This window comes from Micromonospora sp. NPDC049559, from assembly GCF_040676675.1.
Classification (GTDB): domain Bacteria; phylum Actinomycetota; class Actinomycetes; order Mycobacteriales; family Micromonosporaceae; genus JBFAPK01.
In genome coordinates, this window is record NZ_JBFAPK010000001.1 from 327224 (window position 1) to 347986 (window position 20763).

Annotated in this window: 17 protein-coding genes; 8 read left to right on the top strand and 9 right to left on the bottom strand. The window is 71.8% G+C overall.

Features of this window, described 5'->3' with window-relative positions; all coding sequences use genetic code 11:
• Window positions 1-73: 73 nt before the first annotated feature.
• Together AB0J86_RS01435 and AB0J86_RS01440 are read right to left on the bottom strand one after the other, a co-directional pair.
• Window positions 74-820, bottom strand: coding sequence for a Clp protease N-terminal domain-containing protein (locus tag AB0J86_RS01435; RefSeq protein WP_363850703.1), 747 nt, complete (start codon window positions 818-820; stop codon window positions 74-76).
• 84 nt (window positions 821-904) lie between these two features.
• Window positions 905-1378: a Clp protease N-terminal domain-containing protein gene (locus AB0J86_RS01440; RefSeq protein ID WP_363850706.1), complete on the bottom strand. Its 474-nt coding sequence runs from the start codon at window positions 1376-1378 to the stop codon at window positions 905-907.
• Between the two features lie 94 nt (window positions 1379-1472).
• Between AB0J86_RS01440 and AB0J86_RS01445 the strand changes: the two genes are divergently transcribed.
• A complete protein-coding gene (locus AB0J86_RS01445) occupies window positions 1473-2594 on the top strand; it encodes a DUF4037 domain-containing protein (protein WP_363850709.1) in 1122 nt (373 codons plus the stop codon).
• A gap of 12 nt (window positions 2595-2606) precedes the next feature.
• Here AB0J86_RS01445 and AB0J86_RS01450 read toward each other — a convergent pair whose 3' ends face one another.
• Both AB0J86_RS01450 and AB0J86_RS01455 read right to left on the bottom strand, forming a co-directional pair.
• The gene (locus AB0J86_RS01450) at window positions 2607-2765 is read right to left on the bottom strand and encodes a hypothetical protein (protein WP_363850712.1); all 159 of its coding nucleotides are present in this window, start codon (window positions 2763-2765) and stop codon (window positions 2607-2609) included.
• Window positions 2762-2902: a hypothetical protein gene (locus AB0J86_RS01455; RefSeq protein WP_363850714.1), complete on the bottom strand. Its 141-nt coding sequence runs from the start codon at window positions 2900-2902 to the stop codon at window positions 2762-2764. Before AB0J86_RS01455 ends, AB0J86_RS01450 begins: the two co-directional genes overlap by 4 nt.
• A gap of 182 nt (window positions 2903-3084) precedes the next feature.
• Here AB0J86_RS01455 and AB0J86_RS01460 point away from each other — a divergent pair, with 182 nt between their 5' ends.
• Window positions 3085-5052 (top strand): discoidin domain-containing protein, encoded by a 1968-nt coding sequence (locus tag AB0J86_RS01460; protein ID WP_363850716.1) that lies wholly within the window; start codon window positions 3085-3087, stop codon window positions 5050-5052.
• A 69-nt stretch (window positions 5053-5121) separates the two neighbouring features.
• Here AB0J86_RS01460 and htpG read toward each other — a convergent pair whose 3' ends face one another.
• The 3 genes from htpG to AB0J86_RS01475 form a co-directional block, all read right to left on the bottom strand.
• Window positions 5122-7050, bottom strand: coding sequence for a molecular chaperone HtpG (gene htpG / locus AB0J86_RS01465; RefSeq protein WP_363850718.1), 1929 nt, complete (start codon window positions 7048-7050; stop codon window positions 5122-5124).
• A 109-nt stretch (window positions 7051-7159) separates the two neighbouring features.
• A complete protein-coding gene (locus AB0J86_RS01470) occupies window positions 7160-9085 on the bottom strand; it encodes a sugar ABC transporter permease (RefSeq protein ID WP_363850721.1) in 1926 nt (641 codons plus the stop codon).
• A gap of 75 nt (window positions 9086-9160) precedes the next feature.
• Complete coding sequence (locus AB0J86_RS01475) at window positions 9161-10453, bottom strand: acetyl-CoA C-acetyltransferase (RefSeq protein ID WP_363850723.1); 1293 nt, start codon at window positions 10451-10453, stop codon at window positions 9161-9163.
• 55 nt (window positions 10454-10508) lie between these two features.
• On the opposite strand from AB0J86_RS01475, the gene AB0J86_RS01480 reads away from it, so the two are divergent.
• The 3 genes from AB0J86_RS01480 to AB0J86_RS01490 are packed head-to-tail and all read left to right on the top strand — an operon-like array spanning window position 10509 to window position 13202.
• Entirely contained in the window at window positions 10509-11882 is a 1374-nt protein-coding gene (locus tag AB0J86_RS01480; protein ID WP_363850726.1) for a 3-oxoacyl-ACP reductase, read from the top strand.
• The gene (locus tag AB0J86_RS01485; RefSeq protein ID WP_363850729.1) at window positions 11882-12808 is read left to right on the top strand and encodes a MaoC/PaaZ C-terminal domain-containing protein; all 927 of its coding nucleotides are present in this window, start codon (window positions 11882-11884) and stop codon (window positions 12806-12808) included. Before AB0J86_RS01480 ends, AB0J86_RS01485 begins: the two co-directional genes overlap by 1 nt.
• Window positions 12809-12818: 10 nt before the next feature.
• Window positions 12819-13202: a VOC family protein gene (locus AB0J86_RS01490; RefSeq protein WP_363850732.1), complete on the top strand. Its 384-nt coding sequence runs from the start codon at window positions 12819-12821 to the stop codon at window positions 13200-13202.
• A 76-nt stretch (window positions 13203-13278) separates the two neighbouring features.
• On the opposite strand, the gene AB0J86_RS01495 is transcribed toward AB0J86_RS01490, so the two are convergent.
• The gene (locus tag AB0J86_RS01495; RefSeq protein ID WP_363850735.1) at window positions 13279-14904 is read right to left on the bottom strand and encodes an alkaline phosphatase PhoX; all 1626 of its coding nucleotides are present in this window, start codon (window positions 14902-14904) and stop codon (window positions 13279-13281) included.
• 355 nt (window positions 14905-15259) lie between these two features.
• Between AB0J86_RS01495 and AB0J86_RS01500 the strand changes: the two genes are divergently transcribed.
• Both AB0J86_RS01500 and AB0J86_RS01505 read left to right on the top strand, forming a co-directional pair.
• Window positions 15260-16237 carry a pectate lyase gene (locus tag AB0J86_RS01500; RefSeq protein WP_363850738.1) on the top strand — a complete coding sequence of 326 codons (978 nt, stop codon included), beginning with the start codon at window positions 15260-15262 and terminating at the stop codon, window positions 16235-16237.
• 275 nt (window positions 16238-16512) lie between these two features.
• Window positions 16513-18465, top strand: a complete 1953-nt coding sequence (locus tag AB0J86_RS01505; protein ID WP_363850741.1) for an amino acid transporter — start codon at window positions 16513-16515, stop codon at window positions 18463-18465.
• On the opposite strand, the gene AB0J86_RS01510 is transcribed toward AB0J86_RS01505, so the two are convergent.
• Entirely contained in the window at window positions 18462-19487 is a 1026-nt protein-coding gene (locus tag AB0J86_RS01510; RefSeq protein ID WP_363850744.1) for a YafY family protein, read from the bottom strand. The two genes, AB0J86_RS01505 and AB0J86_RS01510, sit on opposite strands and share 4 nt — an antisense overlap.
• Before the next feature lie 62 nt (window positions 19488-19549).
• Here AB0J86_RS01510 and AB0J86_RS01515 point away from each other — a divergent pair, with 62 nt between their 5' ends.
• Complete coding sequence (locus tag AB0J86_RS01515) at window positions 19550-20665, top strand: epoxide hydrolase family protein (RefSeq protein WP_363850747.1); 1116 nt, start codon at window positions 19550-19552, stop codon at window positions 20663-20665.
• Window positions 20666-20763: the final 98 nt, after the last annotated feature.

A 20763-nucleotide genomic window follows, 5' to 3' on the forward strand; every position in this document is an offset into this window, starting at 1 on the left:
CCCGCCGACGCCCCGACGCAGCCCGCACCGCCCGCCGGCGCCCGTACGCGGGGCGCCGGCGGGCGGGCGAGGATCACTCCGCGTCGTCCGGCCGCTCGGCCGCCTCGTCGGCGAGGGCGGCCGTGATGTGCGCCTCGGCGCCGGCTTTGTCGATGCCGAGGCCGGTGAGCAGACCGTTCCCGGCCTCCAACTCCAGCAGGGCGAGCAGGATGTGCTCGGTACCGACGTACTCGTGGCCGAGCCGCAGCGCCTCCCGGAAGGTCAGCTCCAGCACCTTCTTCGCCGACGCGTCGAACGGCACGAGGTCGGGCGAGGTGCCCGTCGAGGCGGGCAGGCTCGCGGTCGCCGCCTCCCGGGCGGTCTCCAGCGGTACGCCCAACGCGGTGATCGTGCGCGCGGCGAGCGACCCGGGAACGTCGAGCAGGCCCAGTACCAGGTGCGCGGTGCCGATGTTCTCGTTCCCCGCGTCCTGCGCCTCGTTCTGCGAGGCCACCACCACGGTGCGGGCCGCGTCGTCAAAGCGGCTGAAGCCCTGGCTTGGGTCGAGGTCCGAGGGTTCGCCCGGGTTCTTCGGTACGAAGCGCTTCTGCGCGGCCTGCTTGGTCACGCCCATGCTCCGGCCGATCTCGGTCCAGGAGGCCCCCGTCCGGCGGGCCTGGTCGACGAAGTGGCCGATCAGGTGGTCCGCGACCTCGCCGAGGTGGTCGGCGAGGACCATCGCGCCGGAGAGCTGTTCGAGCGCGGTGGGATGGGTCTTCGTGATCGCCTCGATCAGGTCGTCGAGGCGGACCGGTCGGGTCATGCGGACAGGATTCGTCATGCGTCAACCATAGGTTGACGCATGCGCTTTCGTCAACCGCAAGTTGACGCCCGTCCGGTCGACTTCCACCGGCGGCGCGCCCGGTCAGCTCGGTGGCTGCGCCGCCGTCCGCTCGGCGTGCGCGGCGTGGACGGCGGCGATGTGGGCCGCGGCCGGCGCCTTCTCCGCCCCCAGCGCGGTCAGCGGGCCGAAGCCGTTCTCGACCTCCAGCAGGGCGAGCAGGATGTGTTCGGTCCCCACGTACCGGTGGCCGAGGCGCTCGACCTCCTCGAAGGAGAGCGCCAGCACCCGCTGCGCCGACGCCTCGAACGGCAGCGGCGGACGCGCCTCGCCGGCCGCGGGTGGCAGCGCGGCGGTCCCGGCCGCCCGCACGGACTCCAGGGGTACGCCGAGCACGGTGATCGTCTGCACACCGAGCGACTGCGGCTGACCGAGCAGGCCGAGCAGCAGGTGAGCCGGGAGGATCTCGGGATTACCGGCCGCCAGCGCCTCCTGCTGCGCGGCGATGAGGATCTTCCGGGCCAGGGTGGTGAAGCGGGTGTAGTCCAGGCTCGTCACCCGTGGCACCCTAGGCGGGCCCGCGAAAAGACGCCGATGTGGGGCGGATCGATACTCGGTGTCGCTCTCGACCGCCGGCGAATAGCGTGGGCGGATGGCCGCCGTCCTCCAGGAACCGTCACCACCGTTCGTACCGGGGCTGCGGCTCTGCCGGGCGTTCTTCGCCGAGGCGGTACGTCCGCTGCTGGACGAGGCGTACCCGGACCTGCGGTACGCGGCGGCGCGGCTCGGTCCCGGATCGGACGTGCTCGGCTTCGACACCGAACGCTCGGTGGACCACGACTGGGGACCCCGGCTGGAACTGTTCCTGACCGCCGACGACGTGGACCGGTACGCCGAACCGCTCTCGGCGCTGCTGGCGACGCGGCTGCCGAAGCGGGTCCGGGGTTGGTCGACACACTTCGAGCCGCCGCAGGGCCGGATCCGAACGATGGCCGCGACGGACGGCCCGGTGGCGCACCGCGTGCTCATCACCGACGTGGGAAGTTGGTGCGAGGAGCGGCTCGGCTTCGACCCGCGCCGGGGCGTCACCACCTTCGACTGGCTGGCCACGCCGGGCCAGCGACTGAACGAGGTGACCGGCGGGGCGGTGTTCCACGACGGGCTCGCCGAGCTGGGCGCGGTACGGCACGCGCTCGGCCGGTATCCGGAGGACGTGTGGCGCTACCTGCTCGCCTGTCAGTGGCTGCGGATCGCCGAGGAGGAGGCGTTCGTGGGCCGCGCCGCCGAGGCCGGCGACGAGCCGGGCAGCCGGGTGGTGGCGGCGCGGCTGGCCCGCGAGGTGATGCGGCTGTCCCTGCTGCTGGCCGGCCGGTTCCCGCCGTACAGCAAGTGGTTGGGGAGCGCCTTCGCGGCGCTGCCGGAGGCGGTGGGCATCGCCGCCGCGCTGGACGAGGCGCTGCGCGTCGACGACGCCGCGCGCCGGCAGGCCGCGCTCTGCGCCGCGTACGAGGCGGCCGGCGACTGGCAGAACCGGCTGGGCTTGGCCGAGCCGGTCGACGCGGTCCGGCGCCCCTTCTTCGACCGGCCGTACCCGGTCATCGACGCCGCCCGGTTCACCACGGCGCTGCTGGCCCGCGTCGAGGACCCGGAGATCGCCGCGCTGCCGCCGGTCGGCGGGATCGACCAGTACGCGGACAGCACCGCGGTGCTGACCCGACCGCGACTGGCCCGGGCGCTGATGATGGCGGCCTGGTACGAGGGGAACGGTCGGTGAGCGGGCCGCGCCTCAGCCACGCGCCTCGACGACCCGTTTGAGTCGGGCGAGGTCGGCGGCGACCAGGTCCGAGGCGTAGTCGTAGACCTCGCTCGCCGGCCGGTCGATCCACTCGCTGAGGTACCGCGACCTGAGGTGCCGCGACGCGGTGCGCCTGGGTGCTGAGGTCACGCCGACACTCTGCCACCCACCACCGACACCTCCGCCCGGGCCGCCGCCCGTTCCTCCCGGGTCGGTACCCGCGCGCCCTCGGCCGGGATCGGGCAAGTCGAGAAGTTGCGGTCGGTGGTCCACAATGTTTCATACATCGATCGAAGTATTGCAATCACGTGAACAGAACTGGCACGATGACGGGCACCAGTTCCCCCACCACGGGCGGAAAGGAACAACCCCGCCCAAACGCCTCGGCCTGCCCGCGGAAGCGCCCACATCTTCCCGGGCGGGTGCGCACGTCTCCACGGACCTCACTCCTCGCGGAAGGGGAGCAGGCATGGCTCTCTCCCGTCGTACCTTCGTCTCCTCGGTCGCCGCGGGCTCCGCACTGGCCGCCGTCTCCGCATCGGAGCTGGCCAGCGCCGTGTCGAGCCCCGCGTACGCGGCCAGCCCGCCCGGCGACGTCGTCGGCAAGATCACCGTCGGCTACCAGGGCTGGTTCTCGTGCCCCGGCGACGGGGCGCCGATCGGCGGCTGGTGGCACTGGAGCCGCGACCGGTTCCAGCCGCCCTCGCCGAGCAACACCACCATCGTCTCCTGGCCGGACATGCGCGAGTACACCCGCGGCTACACCACGGCGTACCCCAACCTCGGCAACGGCCAGCCCGCCCAGCTCTTCTCCTCGTACGACCAGCAGACCGTGGACACCCACTTCCGCTGGATGCAGCAGTACGGCTGCGACACCGCCGCGTTGCAGCGGTTCAACCCGATGGGCGACGAGGGCCCGACCCGCGACGCCATGGCGGTCAAGGTCCGCAGCGCGGCCGAGCGCTTCGGCCGGAAGTTCTACATCATGTACGACGTCACGGACTGGACGAACATGCAGTCCGAGATCAAGACGGACTGGACGAACAAGATGCGGGCGTACACCTCCTCGTCCGCGTACGCGTTCCAGAACGGCAAGCCCGTCGTCTGCATCTGGGGCTTCGGCTTCAGCGAGCCCAGCCGGCCGTTCGCCCCGGCGCCCTGCCTCGACGTGGTCAACTGGTTCAAGGCGCAGGGCTGCTACGTCATCGGCGGCGTACCGACCTGGTGGCGCCAGGGCATCAACGACTCCCGCCCCGGCTTCCTCGACGTGTACCACGCCTTCAACATGATCTCGCCGTGGATGGTCGGCCGCGCCGCGAGCCCCGCCGACCTGGACTCGTACTACAACAACGTCAACCTCGGTGACCAGGCCGACTGCAACGCGCACGGCATCGACTACCAGCCCTGCGTCATGCCCGGCGACCTCTCCTCCGGCCACCGCCGGCACGGCGACTTCTACTGGCGGCACTTCTACAACATGGTCCGCCTCGGCTGCCAGGGCATCTACATCTCGATGTTCGACGAGTACAACGAGGGCAACCAGATCGCCAAGACCGCCGAGACCGCCGCCTCGGTGCCGCAGGGCTCCGGCATCCGCGCGCTCGACGAGGACGGCACCTTCTGCTCCTCCGACTACTACCTGCGGATCACCGCTGACGGCGGACGGATGCTCAAGGGCCAGCTCGCGCTGACCTCGGTACGGCCGACGCCGCCGGTGCTCGGCGGCGGCGCCGACACCACCGCGCCGACCACTCCCGGCGGGCTGGCCGTCACCGCCAAGACGGCGAACAGCGTCTCGCTGGCCTGGACCGCGTCCACCGACGACGTCGGCGTCACCGGCTACCAGGTGCGCCAGGGCGGTACCGTCGTCGGCTCGCCGAGCGGCACCTCGTACACCGTCGGCGGGCTCGCCGCGGCCACCGCGTACAGCTTCTCCGTGGTGGCCCGCGACGCCGCCGGGAACGTCTCGGCGCCGTCGAACACGGTGACCGTCACGACGGACGCCGCGCCCCCGGCCACCACCAACCTGGCCCGGGGCAAGCCGACCGCGGAGAGCGGGCACACCCAGAACTACGGTTCCGGCAACGCGGTCGACGGGGACGCGAACAGCTACTGGGAGAGTGTGAACAACTCCTTCCCGCAGTGGTTGCAGGTCGACCTCGGCGCGGCGACCGCCATCCGCCGGCTCGTCCTCAAGGTCCCGCCGCCCTCGGCCTGGCAGGCCCGGACCCAGACGATCGCCGTGCAGGGCAGCACCGACGGGTCCGGCTTCACCACCGTCGTCGGCGCGACGGGCTACACCTTCAACCCGGCCTCGGGAAACACCGTCACCGTGAACCTCCCCGCCACCACCACCCGGTACGTGCGGCTGGTCTTCTCCGGCAACACCGGCTGGCCGGCCGGACAGGTCTCGGAATTCGAGGTCTACTCGGCCTGACCGCCGTACGCGTCGCGGCCCCCGTACCGGACGAGCGCCGGGTACGGGGGCCGCGCGGACCTCCGGTCGTCAGATGGTACGGGCCAGGCGGTCGGCCAGGAGCCGGGCGAACCGGGCCGGGTCCTCCAGTTCGCCGCCCTCGGCGAGCAGCGCGGTGCCGTACAGCAGCTCGGCGGTCTCGCCGAGCGCCGGGTCCCCGGTGCTCTGCTCGTGCGCCTTGCGCAGGCCGGTGACCAGCGGATGCCCGGGGTTCAGTTCGAGGATCCGCTTGACCCGCGGCACCTCCTGCCCCATCGCGCGGTACAGCTTCTCCAGCGTCGGGGTCATGTCCTGCGCGTCGCCGACGAGGCAGGCCGGCGAGCTGGTGAGACGGGACGAGAGCCGCACCTCCTTCACCTGCTCCGCCAACCGCTCGGTCAGCCAGGTCAGCAGCGGGGCGAACTCCTCCTTCTGCTGGTCGAGCCCCGGCTCGTCGTCCGACTTCGCGTCCGGACCGTCGAGGTCCACCTGTCCCTTGGCGATCGACCGCAGCCGCTTGCCCTCGTACTCGCCGACGCCGTCGACCCACACCTCGTCGACCGGGTCGGTCAGCAGCAGCACCTCGTAGCCCTTGGCCTGGAACGCCTCCATGTGCGGCGAGTTCTCGATCGTCGAGCGGGACTCGCCGGTCATGTAGTAGATGTCCTCCTGGCCCTCCTTCATCCGCTCCACGTACCGCTGGAGGGTGACCAGTTCCTCGGGGTCGCGGCTGGTGGCGAACGAGGAGATGTCGAGGATGGCGCGCTGGTTCTCGAAGTCGTTGACCAGGCCCTCCTTGACCGCCCGGCCGAACTCGGTCCAGAACGTCCGGTACTTGTCGGCGTCCCGGTTCATCAGCTCCTTGACCGTCGAGAGCACCTTCTTGACCAGGCGGCGCCGCATCAGCTGGATCTGGCGGTCCTGCTGGAGGATCTCGCGCGAGATGTTGAGCGAGAGGTCCTGCGCGTCCACCACGCCCTTGACGAAGCGCAGGTACTCCGGCATGAGTTCCTGGCAGTCGTCCATGATGAAGACGCGCTTGACGTAGAGCTGGACCCCGCGCCGGCCGTCGCGGCTGAACAGGTCCAGCGGCGCCTGCGCCGGGAGGAAGAGCAGGGCGTCGTACTCGAAGGTGCCCTCGCCCTTCATGTGGATGATTTCGAGCGGGTCGTTCCAGTCGCGGCTGATGTGCTTGTAGAACTCGCGGTACTCCTCCTCGGCGACCTCCGAGCGCGGGCGGGCCCAGAGCGCCTTCATCGAGTTGAGCGTCTCGACCTCGGCGCTCGCGGCGGTCTCGCCCGCCGCGGTCTCGCCCTCAACGGCCTGCTTGCGCATCCGGATCGGCCAGGCGATGAAGTCGGAGTAGCGCTTGACCAGGTCCCGGATCCGCCAGTCGGCGGTGTAGTCGAAGAGCTGGTCCTCCTCGTCGGCCGGCTTGAGGTGCAGGGTGACGCTCGTGCCCTGGGGCGCCTCGGCGACCGACTCGACGGTGTACGTGCCGCCGCCGTCGGACTCCCACCGGGTGGCACCCTCCTCGCCCGCGCGGCGCGTCAGGAGGGTCACCTTGTCGGCCACCATGAAGGTCGAGTAGAAACCGACGCCGAACTGCCCGATCAGGTCCTGCGAGGCCGCCGCGTCCTTGGCCTCCTTCAGCTGCCGCAGCAGCTCGGCGGTACCGGACTTGGCGATGGTGCCGATCAGCCCGACCACCTCGTCGCGCGACATGCCGACGCCGTTGTCCCGTACGGTCAGCGTGCGCCGCTCCCGGTCGACCTCGATCTCGATGTGCAGGTCGGAGGTGTCGACCTGAAGTTCCTTGTCGACGAGCACCGCCAGCCGCAGCTTGTCCAGGGCGTCGGAGGCATTCGAGATCAACTCGCGGAGGAAGATGTCCTTGTTCGAGTAGATCGAGTGCACCATCAGTTGGAGGAGCTGACGGGCCTCGGCCTGGAACTCAAGCGTCTCGATCCCGGTACCCATGAAATCCCTTTCCCGACGGACGGACCATCCTCGACGGATGGTACGACGCCACGAGTGACGAACCGACTGCGGCCAGGCGTTTCCGGTGCGCTACGTCCGGCCTGTCCCGCTACGCGCCGGATCCGGACGGCGGGTCGGCGGCATCCGCCGGGCCGGCCGGCGCCGGCGTGGCGGGCCCTGGTGCGGGGGCCGGCGCCGGCGTGGCGGCCGGGACGGCGCGCGGGGCCGGCACGGCGGTCGCACCGGGCGTCGGCTCCGGGCCGGGCGTCGGCTCGGAAGCCGGCGTCCCGACCCGGATCGCGAGCCGGTCCAGGTAGCCGACCTGGAGCACGGCGAACGCCAGCAGCAGGAACATCAGCATCGGCAGCGGGAGGACCAGGCCGAGCGCGGACCCGTCCACCGTGAACCACCGCGCGGCGATCATCTGGATGAGGATCGGCCCCGGCATGTGCTTGACGTCGCTCGCCACCAGATACGCCCAGAGCGGCTGTTCGGCGTTGAGCAACCAGGTCAGCAGGAACGCGGCGGCGAGCAGCGGCAACGCCGGCAGCAGCAGTGTCTCGGCGAACCCACGGCCGGCCCGCCACTTGCGCTGCTGGCCACGGAAGAAGAGCGCGAAGACGAAGAGCGCCGGGATGCTGAGCCAGGACGGCGGGATCAGGCCGAGGAACGAGTTCACCTGGTCCAGCTCGGCGGTGCGCTTGAAGAGCGCGACGGCCAGCGGCCCGACGCCGACGAAGAGCCACGGTGCGAACGGCACCAGGAGCAGTTCGCTCCACCGGCCGAACGGGCGCAGCGCGCCGATGCCGAAGCCGGCGAGCGCCGCGAGGCCGACCGAGACCAGCGCCGAGACGAGCGGTGGTAGCCAGGTGTTGGCGAAGACGGTCGTACCGTCCACCGCCGAAGGCAGCGCCTCGCCGCCCCCGAAGATGTGGCCCAGCCAGGGCGCGAGCGCCCAGCCGACAACGCCGACGAAGGCGGCCAGCGCCAGTACCGCAAGGCCGACGAAGACCGGGCGGGCCGCGTCGCTCCGGCCTTCCGGCCCGGCCGAGCCAGCGGATACGACCAAGTCGGCCGAGCGTGCCGGCGGCCGGTCCCACCAGCCGTCGAACTCGATCCGGGTGCGGGTCGCCAGCAGCAGCGCCAGCGCCGCGAGGCCGAGCACCCCGAGCACCACCAGTAGCAGCCAGGAGGTGGCGGCGGAGGGCCCCAGTCGCGCCTGCCGCACGGTCGTCAAAATCGCGCCGAGCAGCGGCGTGGTGGTTTCCTGTTCCCGCCCGCCGCCGGTGAGCAGCGCGGGCGCGGTGAAGACCTGCAACGCGAGGGCGAGGGTGCCCAGGGCCAGGAGACCACCGACGGTCAGCAGCGCGGGTACCCGGCGAGCCCCGGCCCGCTGCCGCAGCGCGCTCAGGAACGCCGTCGCCGCCACCGCGACGACCAGCCCGAAAGTCGTCGTCGCGAGCAGCCGTACCAGCGAGCCGCCGTCACCGGTGCCAGGGCTGGAGTCAGGCCGGTAGGCCCGCCAGGCGAGGAGCACCGCGACCGGGGCGTAGGCCGCGACGGGCAGGGCGAGCAGACCGCGGGCGACCAGCCGGGCCGCCCGGCCGGCCCGGTCCACCACCAGCGCGAGCAGGGGCGCGACCAGCAGCGCGAACACGAGCGGCAGCAGCGCGAGCAGCAGGGCGAATCCGAACTGGCCGGCGAGACCGTCGTCGATGACGTACCGGTAGTTCTCGTAGCCGATCCACTCGGCCGACGACCCGAACAGGGTCTCCTGCCGGAAGCTGGTGACCAGGGTGGAGATCGTGGGCACCAGGTACGACCAGAGCCAGGCGACCAGCGCCGGCAGCAGCAGCGCCAGCCCGATCAACGCCCGCGCCACCGGGGAGAGGCCCGGCCCACGGTACGGCGCCGGGACGTGGCCCGGCGGAGCGGAGCTGTTGCCCGGCGGAGCGGAGACGTGGTCCGGTGCGACACCGGCGGTTGTCGGCGGTACGGGCTGGCCCATCGCGTTTCCCCCATGATCGATCGACATGTCCGGGGAGACGATACTCAACCCGCCAAAGCGGCGAGATCAGGGCAATACGCCGTAGTGTCCGACGAGTCGGAATCACCGTTCCAGGATCGCGACCACGCCCTGGCCGCCGGCGGCGCAGATGGAGATCAGGCCGCGTCCGGAGCCGCGCTCGGCGAGCAGCTTCGCCAGGGTGGCGACGATCCGGCCACCGGTGGCCGCGAACGGGTGACCGGCGGCGAGCGAGGAGCCGTTGACGTTCAGCCGGGTGCGGTCGATCGCGCCCAGCGGCGCGTCCAGGCCGAGCCGCTCCTTGGCGAACTCCGGCGACTGCCAGGCGGCAAGGGTGGCCAGCACCTGCGAGGCGAACGCCTCGTGAATCTCGTAGTAGTCGAAGTCCTGGAGGGTCAGCCCGGCGCGCGCCAGCAGCCGCGGTACGGCGTACGCGGGCGCCATCAGCAGTCCCTCGTCGCCGTGGACGAAGTCGACGGCCGCGACTTCGGAGAAGGTCAGGTACGCCTGCACCGGCAGCCGCCGCTCGGCGGCCCACTCCTCGGAGGCGAGCAGGACCGTGGCCGCGCCGTCGGTGAGCGGGGAGGAGTTGCCGGCCGTCATGGTCGCCCGGTCGGCGTCCGGTCCACGGGTGCCGAAGACCGGCCGGAGCGCGGCCAGCTTCTCCAGCGTGGTGTCCGGCCGCAGGTTCTGGTCCCGGGTCAGCCCGAGGTACGGCGTGACCAGGTCGTCGAAGAACCCGCGCTCGTACGCGGCGGCGAGTCGCTGGTGCGAGGCGAGCGCCAGCGCGTCCTGCGCCTCCCGCTCGACGCCCCACCGTACGGCGGTGCGCGCGGCGTGCTCGCCCATCGAGAGCCCGGTGCGCGGCTCGGCGTTGCGCGGGATCTCCGGGCGGAACGGCTGGAGCGGGCGCAGCCTGCTGGCCGCGCGCAGCCGGCCGCCGAGCGTCCGCGCCGCGTTGATCTCCAGCAGCGTCCGCCGCATCTCCTCGTTCACGGCCAGCGGCGCGTCCGAGGTGGTGTCGACGCCCCCCGCGATGCCGACCTCGATCTGCCCCAGCGCGATCTTGTTGGCGACCAGGATGGTCGCCTCCAGCCCGGTGCCGCACGCCTGCTGGATGTCGTACGCCGGGGTGTGCGGGTCGAGCCGCGAGCCGAGCACGGTCTCGCGGGTGAGGTTGAAGTCGCGGGAGTGCTTCAGTACGGCGCCCGCCACCACCTCGCCGACGCGTACCCCGGCGAGCCCGAACCGGGCGACCAGACCGTCCAGCGCGGCGCCGAGCATGTCCTGGTTGGACGCCTTCGCGTAGCGGCCGTTCGAGCGGGCGAACGGGATCCGGTTGCCGCCGAGGATCGCGACGCGACGGATGGTCTGCACACCGGCCTCCTCTTTCAGGACTTGCACCTAACCTACCCGCCAGTAGGCTACGCCTATGAGCGACAGGTACGCGAGCTTCGCCAACTCGGTCGCCGGCCATGCGCTGATCAAGCGTCTCGGCCTGCCCGACCCGCCCCGGCTGCGGCGGTACCGGCCGGGAGATCCGCTCGTACCCGGCCCGGTGCTGCTCGACGGCGCGCCGGGCGGACGGCTGCGCGAACCCGTCGGCAAGCTGCTGGCCGCGGCCGGCATCGAGCAGCGGGACGCCGAGACGGTCACCGCCGACCCGACCACCGGCCGGATGCCGCTGAACTCCGCGCTGGTCTACGACGCGTCGGGGATCACCGACTCGACCGGGCTGCGCGCGCTCTACGACTTCTTCCACGCCCAGGCGCGGGCGCTCCACCCGAGCGGACGGGTGATCGTCTTCGGTACGCCACCGGAGGCCGCCGGTTCGCCGCGCGAGGCGGTCGCGCAGCGGGCCCTGGAGGGGCTGACCCGCAGCATCGGCAAGGAGTTCGGCCGCGGCACCACCGCCCAGCTCGTCTACGTGCACCCCGGCGCCGAGTCGGCCGTCGAGTCGACCCTGCGCTTCCTGCTCTCCGGCCGCTCGGCGTACGTCTCCGGCCAGGTCGTCCGGGTCGGCGTGCCGCCGGCCGGCACCTCGGCCGCCCCGCCGGCCGACTGGCTGCGCCCGCTCGACGGACGGGTGGCGCTGGTCACCGGCGCGGCGCGGGGCATCGGCGCGGCGATCGCCGAGGTGCTGGCCCGCGACGGCGCGCGGGTGGTGGTCCTGGACGTACCGGCCGCCGGCGAGGCGCTGGCCGGGGTGGCCAACTCGATCGGCGGTACGGCGCTCCAGCTGGACCTGACCGCGGCCGACGCCCCCGCCCGGCTCGCCGACCACTTCGCCGAGCGGCACGGCCGGGTCGACGTCGTCGTGCACAACGCCGGCATCACCCGCGACAAGACCATCGCCAAGATGGACGCCGCCCGCTGGGACTCGGTGCTCGACGTCAACCTCTCCAGCCAGGAGCGAATCAACGACGTGCTGCTGGAGCGGGACCTGATCCCCGCCGGCGGCCGGCTGATCGGCGTCTCCTCGATCGCCGGCATCGCCGGCAACCGGGGCCAGACCAACTACGCCACCTCCAAGGCCGGCGTGATCGGGCTGGTCCAGTCGATGGCGCTGGTGCTGGCCGAACGCGGCATCACCGTCAACGCGGTCGCGCCCGGCTTCATCGAGACGCGGATGACCGCCCGGATGCCGGTGCTGATCCGCGAGGCCGGGCGGCGGATGAACAGCATGTCGCAGGGGGGTCTGCCGATCGACGTGGCCGAGACGATCGCCTGGCTCGCGGCGCCGGCCTCGGGCGGGCTCACCGGCAACATCGTCCGCGTCTGCGGCCAGAGCCTGCTGGGGGCGTGATGCCGGGTCGGGTGGAACTGCCGGCGCTGCCCCCGGCCGGCCCGCTCTACCGGCGGGCGGTCGTCGGCATGCTGCCCGGCCGGGGCGGCGACCGGCACGGCGCCGGGCTGCCCGACGTCGAGCTGCTGGTCCGCGGCGTCACCGTCGACCGCGCCCACCTCGCCGCGTACGACCGGGTCTGCGGGTTCCGGCTCACCGACGCGCTGCCCGCGACGTACCCGCACGTGCTGGCCTTCCCGCTGGCGCTGCGGCTGATGACGGCGCCGGAGTTCCCGTTCCCCCTGGCCGGCCTCGTGCACATCGCCAACCGGATCACCGTCATCCGCCCGCTGGACGCGGGCGAGCCGCTGGAGCTCTCGGTCCGCGCCGCCGACCTACGCCCGCACGACCGGGGCCGGCAGGTCGACGTGCTGGCCACGGCGACGGTCGACGGCGAGGTGGTCTGGCGGGACGTCTCCACGTACCTGCACAAGGAGCGGGCGGCCCCGGACGGTGGGCGGCGCGAGGTGGGCGACCGGCCCGAGCCGCCGGCCGCCACGGCCCGCTGGCGGGTCGAGCCCCGGGTCGGTACGGAGTACGCCCGCGTCTCCGGCGACCGCAACCCGATCCACACCTCCCGGCTCGGCGCCCGGATCTTCGGCTTCCCGGGCCCGATCGCACACGGCATGTGGAGCAAGGCGCGCTGCCTCGCCGCGCTGGAGGGGCGGCTCCCCGACGCGTACACGGTGGCGGTCTCGTTCAAGCTGCCGGTACGGCTGCCGGGCACGGTCGCGTTCAGCGCGAGCCCCGGCTGGACCTTCGCGCTGCACGACGCCCGCTCCGGCCGGCCGCACCTGGCGGGTACCGTCACGCCGGGCGATCATGACGCGGCGGGCGGAGAATACGGCGGGTCAGCGCACGAACCCGACGATTCCGCCCATCGGTAGGAGGCTCAGGATGGCTTCGCCACCACGGATGCACCTCTCCGGCGTCGCCCTCGACGCACCGGACGCCCGCGCGCTGGCGGACTTCTACCGGCGGTTGCTGGGCTGGTCGGTGGAGCAGGACGAGCCGGACTGGGTGAAGCTGCGTTCCCCCGACGGCGGCGCGGGCCTGTCGTTCCAGACCGAGCCGAACCACGTACCCCCGAACTGGCCGGCGGGCCCGGGCGACCAGCAGATGTCGATGCACCTGGACATCGAGGTCGACGACCTCGATGTCGCGGGCGCGCACGCCGTCGCCGCCGGCGCGACCCTGGCGACCTTCCAGCCCCAGCCGGACGTACGGGTCTACCTCGACCCGGCCGGGCACCCGTTCTGCCTGTTCCTGCCCGGGGCCTAGCGGTACCGCCCCCGGAGCGTGGAGGGACCCCGGGACGTCGCGTCGAGCGGCGACCAGGGATCCCTCGCGACCGTGGTCAGTTGGTGCTGGTGATCTCCCAGAGCACGTTCTGGCCGTGCTGCTGGGTCCAGAACATGCGCCACCCGTCCTTGAACGGCTTCGGGTCCTGCGCGCCCAGGATGCCGTTCACGCTCGGGTCACCGTTCGACACGTGGATGCCGGTGATCTCGTTGTCGTCGTCGTTGTGGAAGCCGGCGCTGCCGATGAGCAGCGCGTCCATGGTGGCGTCCTCGTCGCGGCCCTCGGCGAGGAACCGGACCGGGTCACCGGCCTTGCGGTAGTCGGTCCGCACGTCGAAGAGGTACGCCGAGTCGAAGGCGCCGCGTTGGTTGTGCACGGTGGCGCTGGCGTCCTCGACCGCCGCCACGTGGTCGGCGTCGACGAACGTGATGTTGTCCAGGCCGGTGTGCTCCTGGTCGCCGCCGTAGAACATCTTGAGCTTGCCGTGGTCGGAGGCCGGGTTGTCCTGGGTGAGCTGGTACAGCCCACCCCAGCCGCCGTAGCCGGCGTTGGCGTCGCTGGTGGTGTTGGTGTCACCGGTGACCGTGAAGAAGAACTGCCCGAACTTGGTACCCGGCCGGAACACGCCGTTCTCCGGCCGCTTGAAGGGCGTGGCCTGGGCCGCCTTCGCCGCGGCGTTGGCGTCGAACGGCTGCCCGGACCTGTCGGTGGCGGTGTCGTGGATCGTCACCCACCTCGTGTCGAACACCTGCCCGTACGAGCTGATGTCCTTCTGGTCGTCGGTGCGGATCCCGCCGGTCGGGTGGGTCGGGTCGATCGCCTGGAAGGTGATCGGGGTACGGGTCCGGTTGGAGGTGACCTGGAGCGCCTGGAGCTTGCCGCCCTTCTTCAGGTCGGTCCGGTCCACCGGGACGAAGCGGTAGACGAAGCTGTTGGGGTTCTTCGCCGTGCTGCCCGTGGGCGAGGAGCCACCGCTGTCCTCGACGAGCCAGAGGTTGCCGGCGGAGTCGTTCTGGATCCCCTCGTAGCCGGCCCGGCCGAGGACGTCGGAGATGTCCTCCACCGTCGAGTCGATGTCCGGGGTGGCCTGGAGCACCCCGCCCTTGTTGCCGTTCTCGGAGGTCAGTAGCAGCCGCTTGGCCCACGGGTCCCAGGTGGAGCCGTCGATGTTGGGGATCGGCGTGGTGCCGTCGGCCAGCGTGGTGGCCAGGAGCGTGACCCGGTGCGCCGGGTCCGCGTCGAGGTTGACCCGGGTGATGTACCCGGCCTTGCCGCCCTCGTGGCCCTGGAAGACGAACTCCTGGCCGTAGTTGTAGTGCGGGTCGGCGCCGTGCAGGCCGCCCAGCCGCAGGTAGGTGTTCTTGTCCGGCTCCGTCTTGGACGCCTCGGCGGAGCCGTTGGCCGGGTCGGGCACCAGGGTGCCGTCGTTGAGGTAGCCGAAGTACCTGACCAGGTCGGTCGGGTTCTCCAGCCGGTTCGACCCCTGCGCGGCGATGAACTCGCGCAGCTGGGGGGAGAGGCCGTTCGGCGCCGCGACACCCCGGGCGACCGGGGCCGCCGGCACCGAGGTCCAGTCGATCTTCGTGTTCGCGTTGGCGGAGCCGGCACCGAGCGCGCCCACGCCCGCGGCGACGACCACGAGCGCAGCGGCGCCCGCGACCGATCGTTTCCGTGCGGTCATGATCTGCCCTTCTCTAAATGCGATAGCAGCAACCAGGGCAATGTTGATCCCGCCAAAGCGGGCCTTTGACCACCGGAAGTTGACCATCACCCAAACTATTGATCAACGCAAGGAACCCTGCTGACCTGCCGTAATGCATCAGATGGCAGGGCGCGACGGTACAGATATGCATTGAAATCTGTCGTTGACATACCGGCAATCTGTCGATACGCTTCGACAACTAGGAAAGCGCTTTCCAGTACCCCGCCCGGGATCCGTCCCCCCGACGCCCGGGCCACCCGGTGGCGTCCGCGACCCGGGCAGCGCGCCGCCACCGGCCGCGTACCCGTACACCCCCTCTCCAGGAGGCTCCCTCGTGAACGCGAACGAATCGCCAACCCCCGCCCGCCGCCGGTTCGGCCGGGCACCGCTGCTCGCCGCCGCCACGGCGGCGGTGCTGGCCGCCACCTCCCTCGCCTCGATGCCCGCCGCCTCCGCGGCGACCTTCAACCTCGAAGGCTGGGGCACCCAGTGCGGCGGCACCTCCGGCGGCGGCAGCACCTCGCCGGTCACCGTCACCACCGCCTCCGCCCTGATCAGCAACATGCAGGCCAGCGGCGCCCGGGTGATCCGGGTCTCCGGCACCATCGCGATCAGCGGCATGCAGAAGGTGGCGGCCAACAAGACGATCATCGGCGTCGGCAGCAACGCGGCCATCACCGGCGGCGGCCTCAACGTCGCCAGCGTGAGCAACGTGATCATCCGGAACATCAACTTCCGGGACTGGAGCGACGACGCGATCAACGTCCAGTACTCCACCCGGGTCTGGATCGACCACAACAACTTCAGCAACGGCAACGACGGCGCGGTCGACATCAAGCGCAGCTCCGACTGCGCCACGGTGTCGTGGAACCGGGTCTTCAACCACGACAAGTCGTTCCTGCTCGGGCACAGCGACGACAACGCGAGCGAGGACGTCGGCCGCCTGCGCGTGAGCTACCACCACAACTGGTTCGACGGCTCCAACCAGCGCCACCCCCGGGTCCGCTTCGGCAACCCGGTGCACGTCTACAACAACTACTACAACGGCAACGGCGGGTACGGCGTCGCCTCGACCTGCAACGCCGGCGTACTGGTCGAGGGCAACTACTTCGAGAACGTCGACGACCCGTACCACCGGGGTGAGGGCAGCTCGCCGGACGGCAACCTGGTCGCCCGCAACAACCAGCTGGTCAGCTCCGGCAGCGGCGAGACCGGCGGCAGCGTCGCCGGCATCCCGTACTCGTACACGCTCGACGCCGCGAGCAGCGTCAAGTCGATCGTGACCGGCGGCGCCGGTACCGGCAGGATCTAGCCGCCTCCGCCACCGATCCGCACGGCGACGCCAGCGGGCCCCTTCCGGTCGCGCCAATCGACCGGAAGGGGCCCACCGCGAGCCTAGGGCCCGCCCGGCCGAGGCCGGCCCGGTGAACAGCCCCTCGATCGCGCCCGTCGGCCGATGCCGCGCCGGGCGATGCCGCGCCGGGGCGATTCGCACCCTTGCTGCCGGTTCGGGTACGCGGGCCACCCACTCCGGGTGACGATGACTCGCGGCGGACCATCAGTTCCGCCGGGCGGGGGAGCGACGTGGTGGGTCAGTCGGGGGAAGGCGCGCGGCGGGCGCGGCGGCCCGCCCGTGGGCTGCGCGCCTGGCTCCTGCACGGCATCGAACCGGGCCGGGTCAGCGGACCGCACACCGCGCCGCCCGAGCACCAGCGGCGCTGGTGGCAGGTGATGTGCCTGACCGGCCTCGACTACTTCTCCACCCTCGGCTACCAGCCCGGCATCGCCGCCCTCGCCGCCGGGGTGATCTCCCCGATCGCCACCCTGGTCCTGGTCGCGCTCACCCTCTTCGGCGCGCTGCCGGTCTACCGCCGGGTCGCCCGGGAGAGCCCGCACGGCCAGGGGTCGATCGCCATGCTGGAGCGGCTGCTCCCCCGCTGGAACGGCAAGCTGCTGGTCCTGGCCCTGCTCGGCTTCGCCGCCACCGACTTCATCATCACCATCACGCTCTCCGCCGCGGACGCCAGCGCGCACATCCTGGAGAACCCGTATCTGCCGCAGGGGATGGAGGACCAGCAGATCCTGGTGACCCTGGTGCTCGTCGCGGCGCTCGGCGCGGTCTTCATCAAGGGGTTCCGCGAGGCGATCGGCATCGCGGTGGTGCTGGTCGCGGCCTATCTCGTACTGAACGTGATCGTGATCCTGGTGACCCTCGGGTACGTCCTCGAACACCCCGTCCTCTTCTCGAACTGGCGCGCCGAGCTGTTCCGGGCGCACCCCGACCCGCTCGCCATCGGAGTGATCGCCCTGCTGGTCTTCCCCCGGCTCGCGCTCGGCCTCTCCGGCTTCGAGACCGGCGTGGCGGTGATGCCGCTCATCCGGGGCGAGCGGGGCGACCGGCCCGAGTTGCCGCACGGGCGGATCAGGGGCGCGCGGCGCCTGCTCACCGCAGCCGCCGTGATCATGAGCGTCCTGCTGATCACCAGCAGCTTCGTCACCACGGTCCTCATCCCCCAGCACGAGTTCGAGGCCGGAGGCGAGGCGAACGGGCGCGCCCTGGCCTTCCTCGCCCACGCCTACCTCGGCAACGGCTTCGGGACGGTCTACGACATCAGCACCGTGCTGATCCTCTGGTTCGCGGGGGCCTCGGCCATGGCCGGCCTGCTCAACCTCATCCCGCGCTACCTGCCCCGGTACGGCATGGCCCCGTACTGGGTCCGGGCGGTCCGGCCGCTGGTGCTGGTGCTGACCCTGGTCGCGTTCCTGATCACGATCTTCTTCCGCGCCGACGTCACCGCCCAGGGCGGCGCGTACGCCACCGGCGTGCTCGTACTGATCACGTCGGCGGCGCTGGCCGTCACCCTCTCGGCGCGCCGCCACCGCCAGCGTCGGCCGGCCCTCGCGTTCGGCGTGATCACCGTGGTCCTCGGCTACACCACCATCACCAACATCATCGAGCGGCCGGACGGCGTACGGATCGCCTCGCTCTTCATCGTCGCGATCATCATCACCTCGGTGCTCTCCCGGGTGTCCCGCGCCACCGAGCTGCGCGTCACCGCCGTGCACCTCGACCCGCTCGCCCAGCGCTTCATCGCCGAGGAGGCCGCCGGGGAGATCCACATCATCGCCAACGAGCCCAACGAACGCGACGAGGTCGAGTACCGCGAGAAGGAGGCCGAGCAGCGCACCACCAACCACATCCCGGACGGCGAACCGGTGCTGTTCCTGGAGGTCACGGTCCGCGACCCGTCGGAGTTCGAGTGGACCGTCAACGTCACCGGGGAGGAGCGGTACGGCTACCGCATCCTGCGGCTGGAGGGGGCGAGCATCGCCAACACCATCGCCGGCTTCCTGCTCTACGTACGGGACATCAGCGGCAAGCTGCCGCACATCTACTTCGCCTGGACCGAGGGCAATCCGGTGATCTACCTGCTGCGCTACTTCTTCCTCGGCGAGGGCGAGGTGGCCCCGCTCACCCGGGAGATCCTGCGCGAGGCCGAGCCGGACCTGCGCCGCCGCCCGCTCGTGCACGTCGCCTAGCGGAAGCCGGCCGGTCGGCGGCCGGGCGGTGCGTCGGCGGGCGGTGCGTCGGCGGGCGGCGCGTCGGCGGTCGCGCGGGCGTACCGGTCGGTCAGCACGCGCAGCCGCGCGACCAGCTCCGGCGGCTCGGTGACCTCGAAGTCCAGGTCGAGCAGGCCGAGGTGGACGGCGATGGTGTGCGGGGTGTCCGCGCCGGTGTCCAGCACGCAGCTCCGCTCGTCGCGCGCCTCCACCACCCCGACGGCCGGATTGATCCGCGCGGTCACCACCTCGGCGGGCGCGTGCACCAACACCCGGGCCCGGTAGCGCCAGGCGGCGGCCGAGACGCCGCGGGTCACGTACGCGGCGGCGCCGCCCTCGGGCGGCTCCCGGGGCGGGAAGCGCGGGCCGGTCGGGGTGCGCGGCTGGACCCGGTCCACCCGGAAGGTACGCCAGTCCTCGCGGTCGACGTCCCAGGCGACCAGGTACCAGCGACGGCCCCAGGAGACCAGCCGGTACGGCTCGACGGCGCGGACCGTCGCCGACCCGTCGTGGCCGCGGTAGTCGAAGCGCAGCCGCTCCCGGTCCCGGCAGGCCGCCGCGAGCACCGTGAGCACGGCCGGGTCGACGACCGGACCGGGCCGGTCCGGGGGTACCGGCTCGGTGTACGCCTGCAACGCGCCGACCCGGGGCCGCAGCCGGGCCGGCAGCACCTGTTCGAGCTTGGCCAGCGCGCGCAGCGAGGTCTCCTCGATCCCCGCCACGGTGCCGCCGGCCGCATGCCGCAGCCCGACCGCCACGGCCACCGCCTCGTCGTCGTCGAGCAGCAGCGGCGGCATGGCCGTACCGGCGCCGAGCCGGTAGCCGCCGTCGGTGCCCCGGGTGGCGTGCACGGGATAGCCGAGGTCGCGCAGCCGGTCCACGTCGCGGCGTACGGTCCGCTCGCTCACGCCCAGCCGCTCGGCCAGCGCCGGGCCCGGCCAGTCGCGTCTGGCCTGCAACAACGACAGCAGCCGCAGCAGTCGCGCCGAAGTCTCCAACATGTTTCGAGTCTGCCAGGGCTTCAGGACAGGACCTGACCGGAAGCCCCCGTAGCGTTCCTGCCATGAGCGCTGACGACGAGATCAAGCCCTTCCGCATCGCCGTACCCCAGGCCCAGCTGGACGACCTGGCCGCCCGACTCGACAACACCCGCTGGCCGGACGAGATCCCCGACGCCGGCTGGGACTACGGCGTACCGCTCGGGTACGTCCGGCGGCTGGCCGAGTACTGGCGCGACGGGTACGACTGGCGCGCCTGGGAGGCGAAGCTCAACGGGTACCCGCAGTTCACCACCGAGATCGACGGGCAGAACATCCACTTCCTGCACGTCCGCTCGGCGCGCGAGGACGCGCTGCCGCTGGTCCTGACCCACGGCTGGCCCGGCTCGGTCGTCGAGTACCTGCGGGTCATCGAGCCGCTCACCGACCCGGCGCCCGACCAGCCCGCCTTCCACCTGGTCATCCCGTCGCTGCCCGGCTTCGGCTTCTCCGGGCCGACCCGGGAGCGGGGCTGGAACCGGTACCGCACCGCGCGGGCGTGGGCGGAGCTGATGCGGCGGCTCGGCTACGACCGGTACGGCGCGGCCGGCAACGACGGCGGCTCGTTCGTCGCCCCGGAACTGGGGCGGGTCGACCCGGAGCACGTCGTCGGCGTGCACGTGACCCAGATCTTCTCGTTTCCCTCCGGCGACCCGGCCGAGTTCGAGAGGATCACGCCGGAGGAGCAGAAGGCGCTCGAAGTGCTCCAGTGGTTCCACGACAACAAGATGTCCTTCAACATCCTGCACTCCCAGCAGCCGCAGACGCTCGCGTACGCCATCTTCGACTCGCCGGTCGGCCTGCTCGGCTGGAACGCGCAGCTCTTCGGCGACGCGGCCGACGTCGACGACGACTTCGTGCTGACCAACACGATGCTCTACTGGCTGACCGGTACGGCCACCTCGGCGACCCGCTTCTACTACGAGGACGCGAAGGCCGAGCACCCCACGGAGCCGACGACCGTACCGCTCGGGCTGGCGATGTTCGCGGGCGACTTCGTCTCGATGCGTACCTTCGCCGAGCGCGACCATCGCAACATCGTGCACTGGCGGTCGTACGACCGGGGCGGCCACTACGCCGCGCACGTCGTCCCCGACGTCCTCGCCGCCGACCTGCGTACCTTCTACGCCGGTCTGAGCTGACCGAACCGATGCCAGCGCTGGTGCTGCGCATCGCCGGGCGCTCAGCCTCGTCGGCCCACCGCTGCTGCGGCCAATGGAAAGGGCTTTGGCAAGGGGTC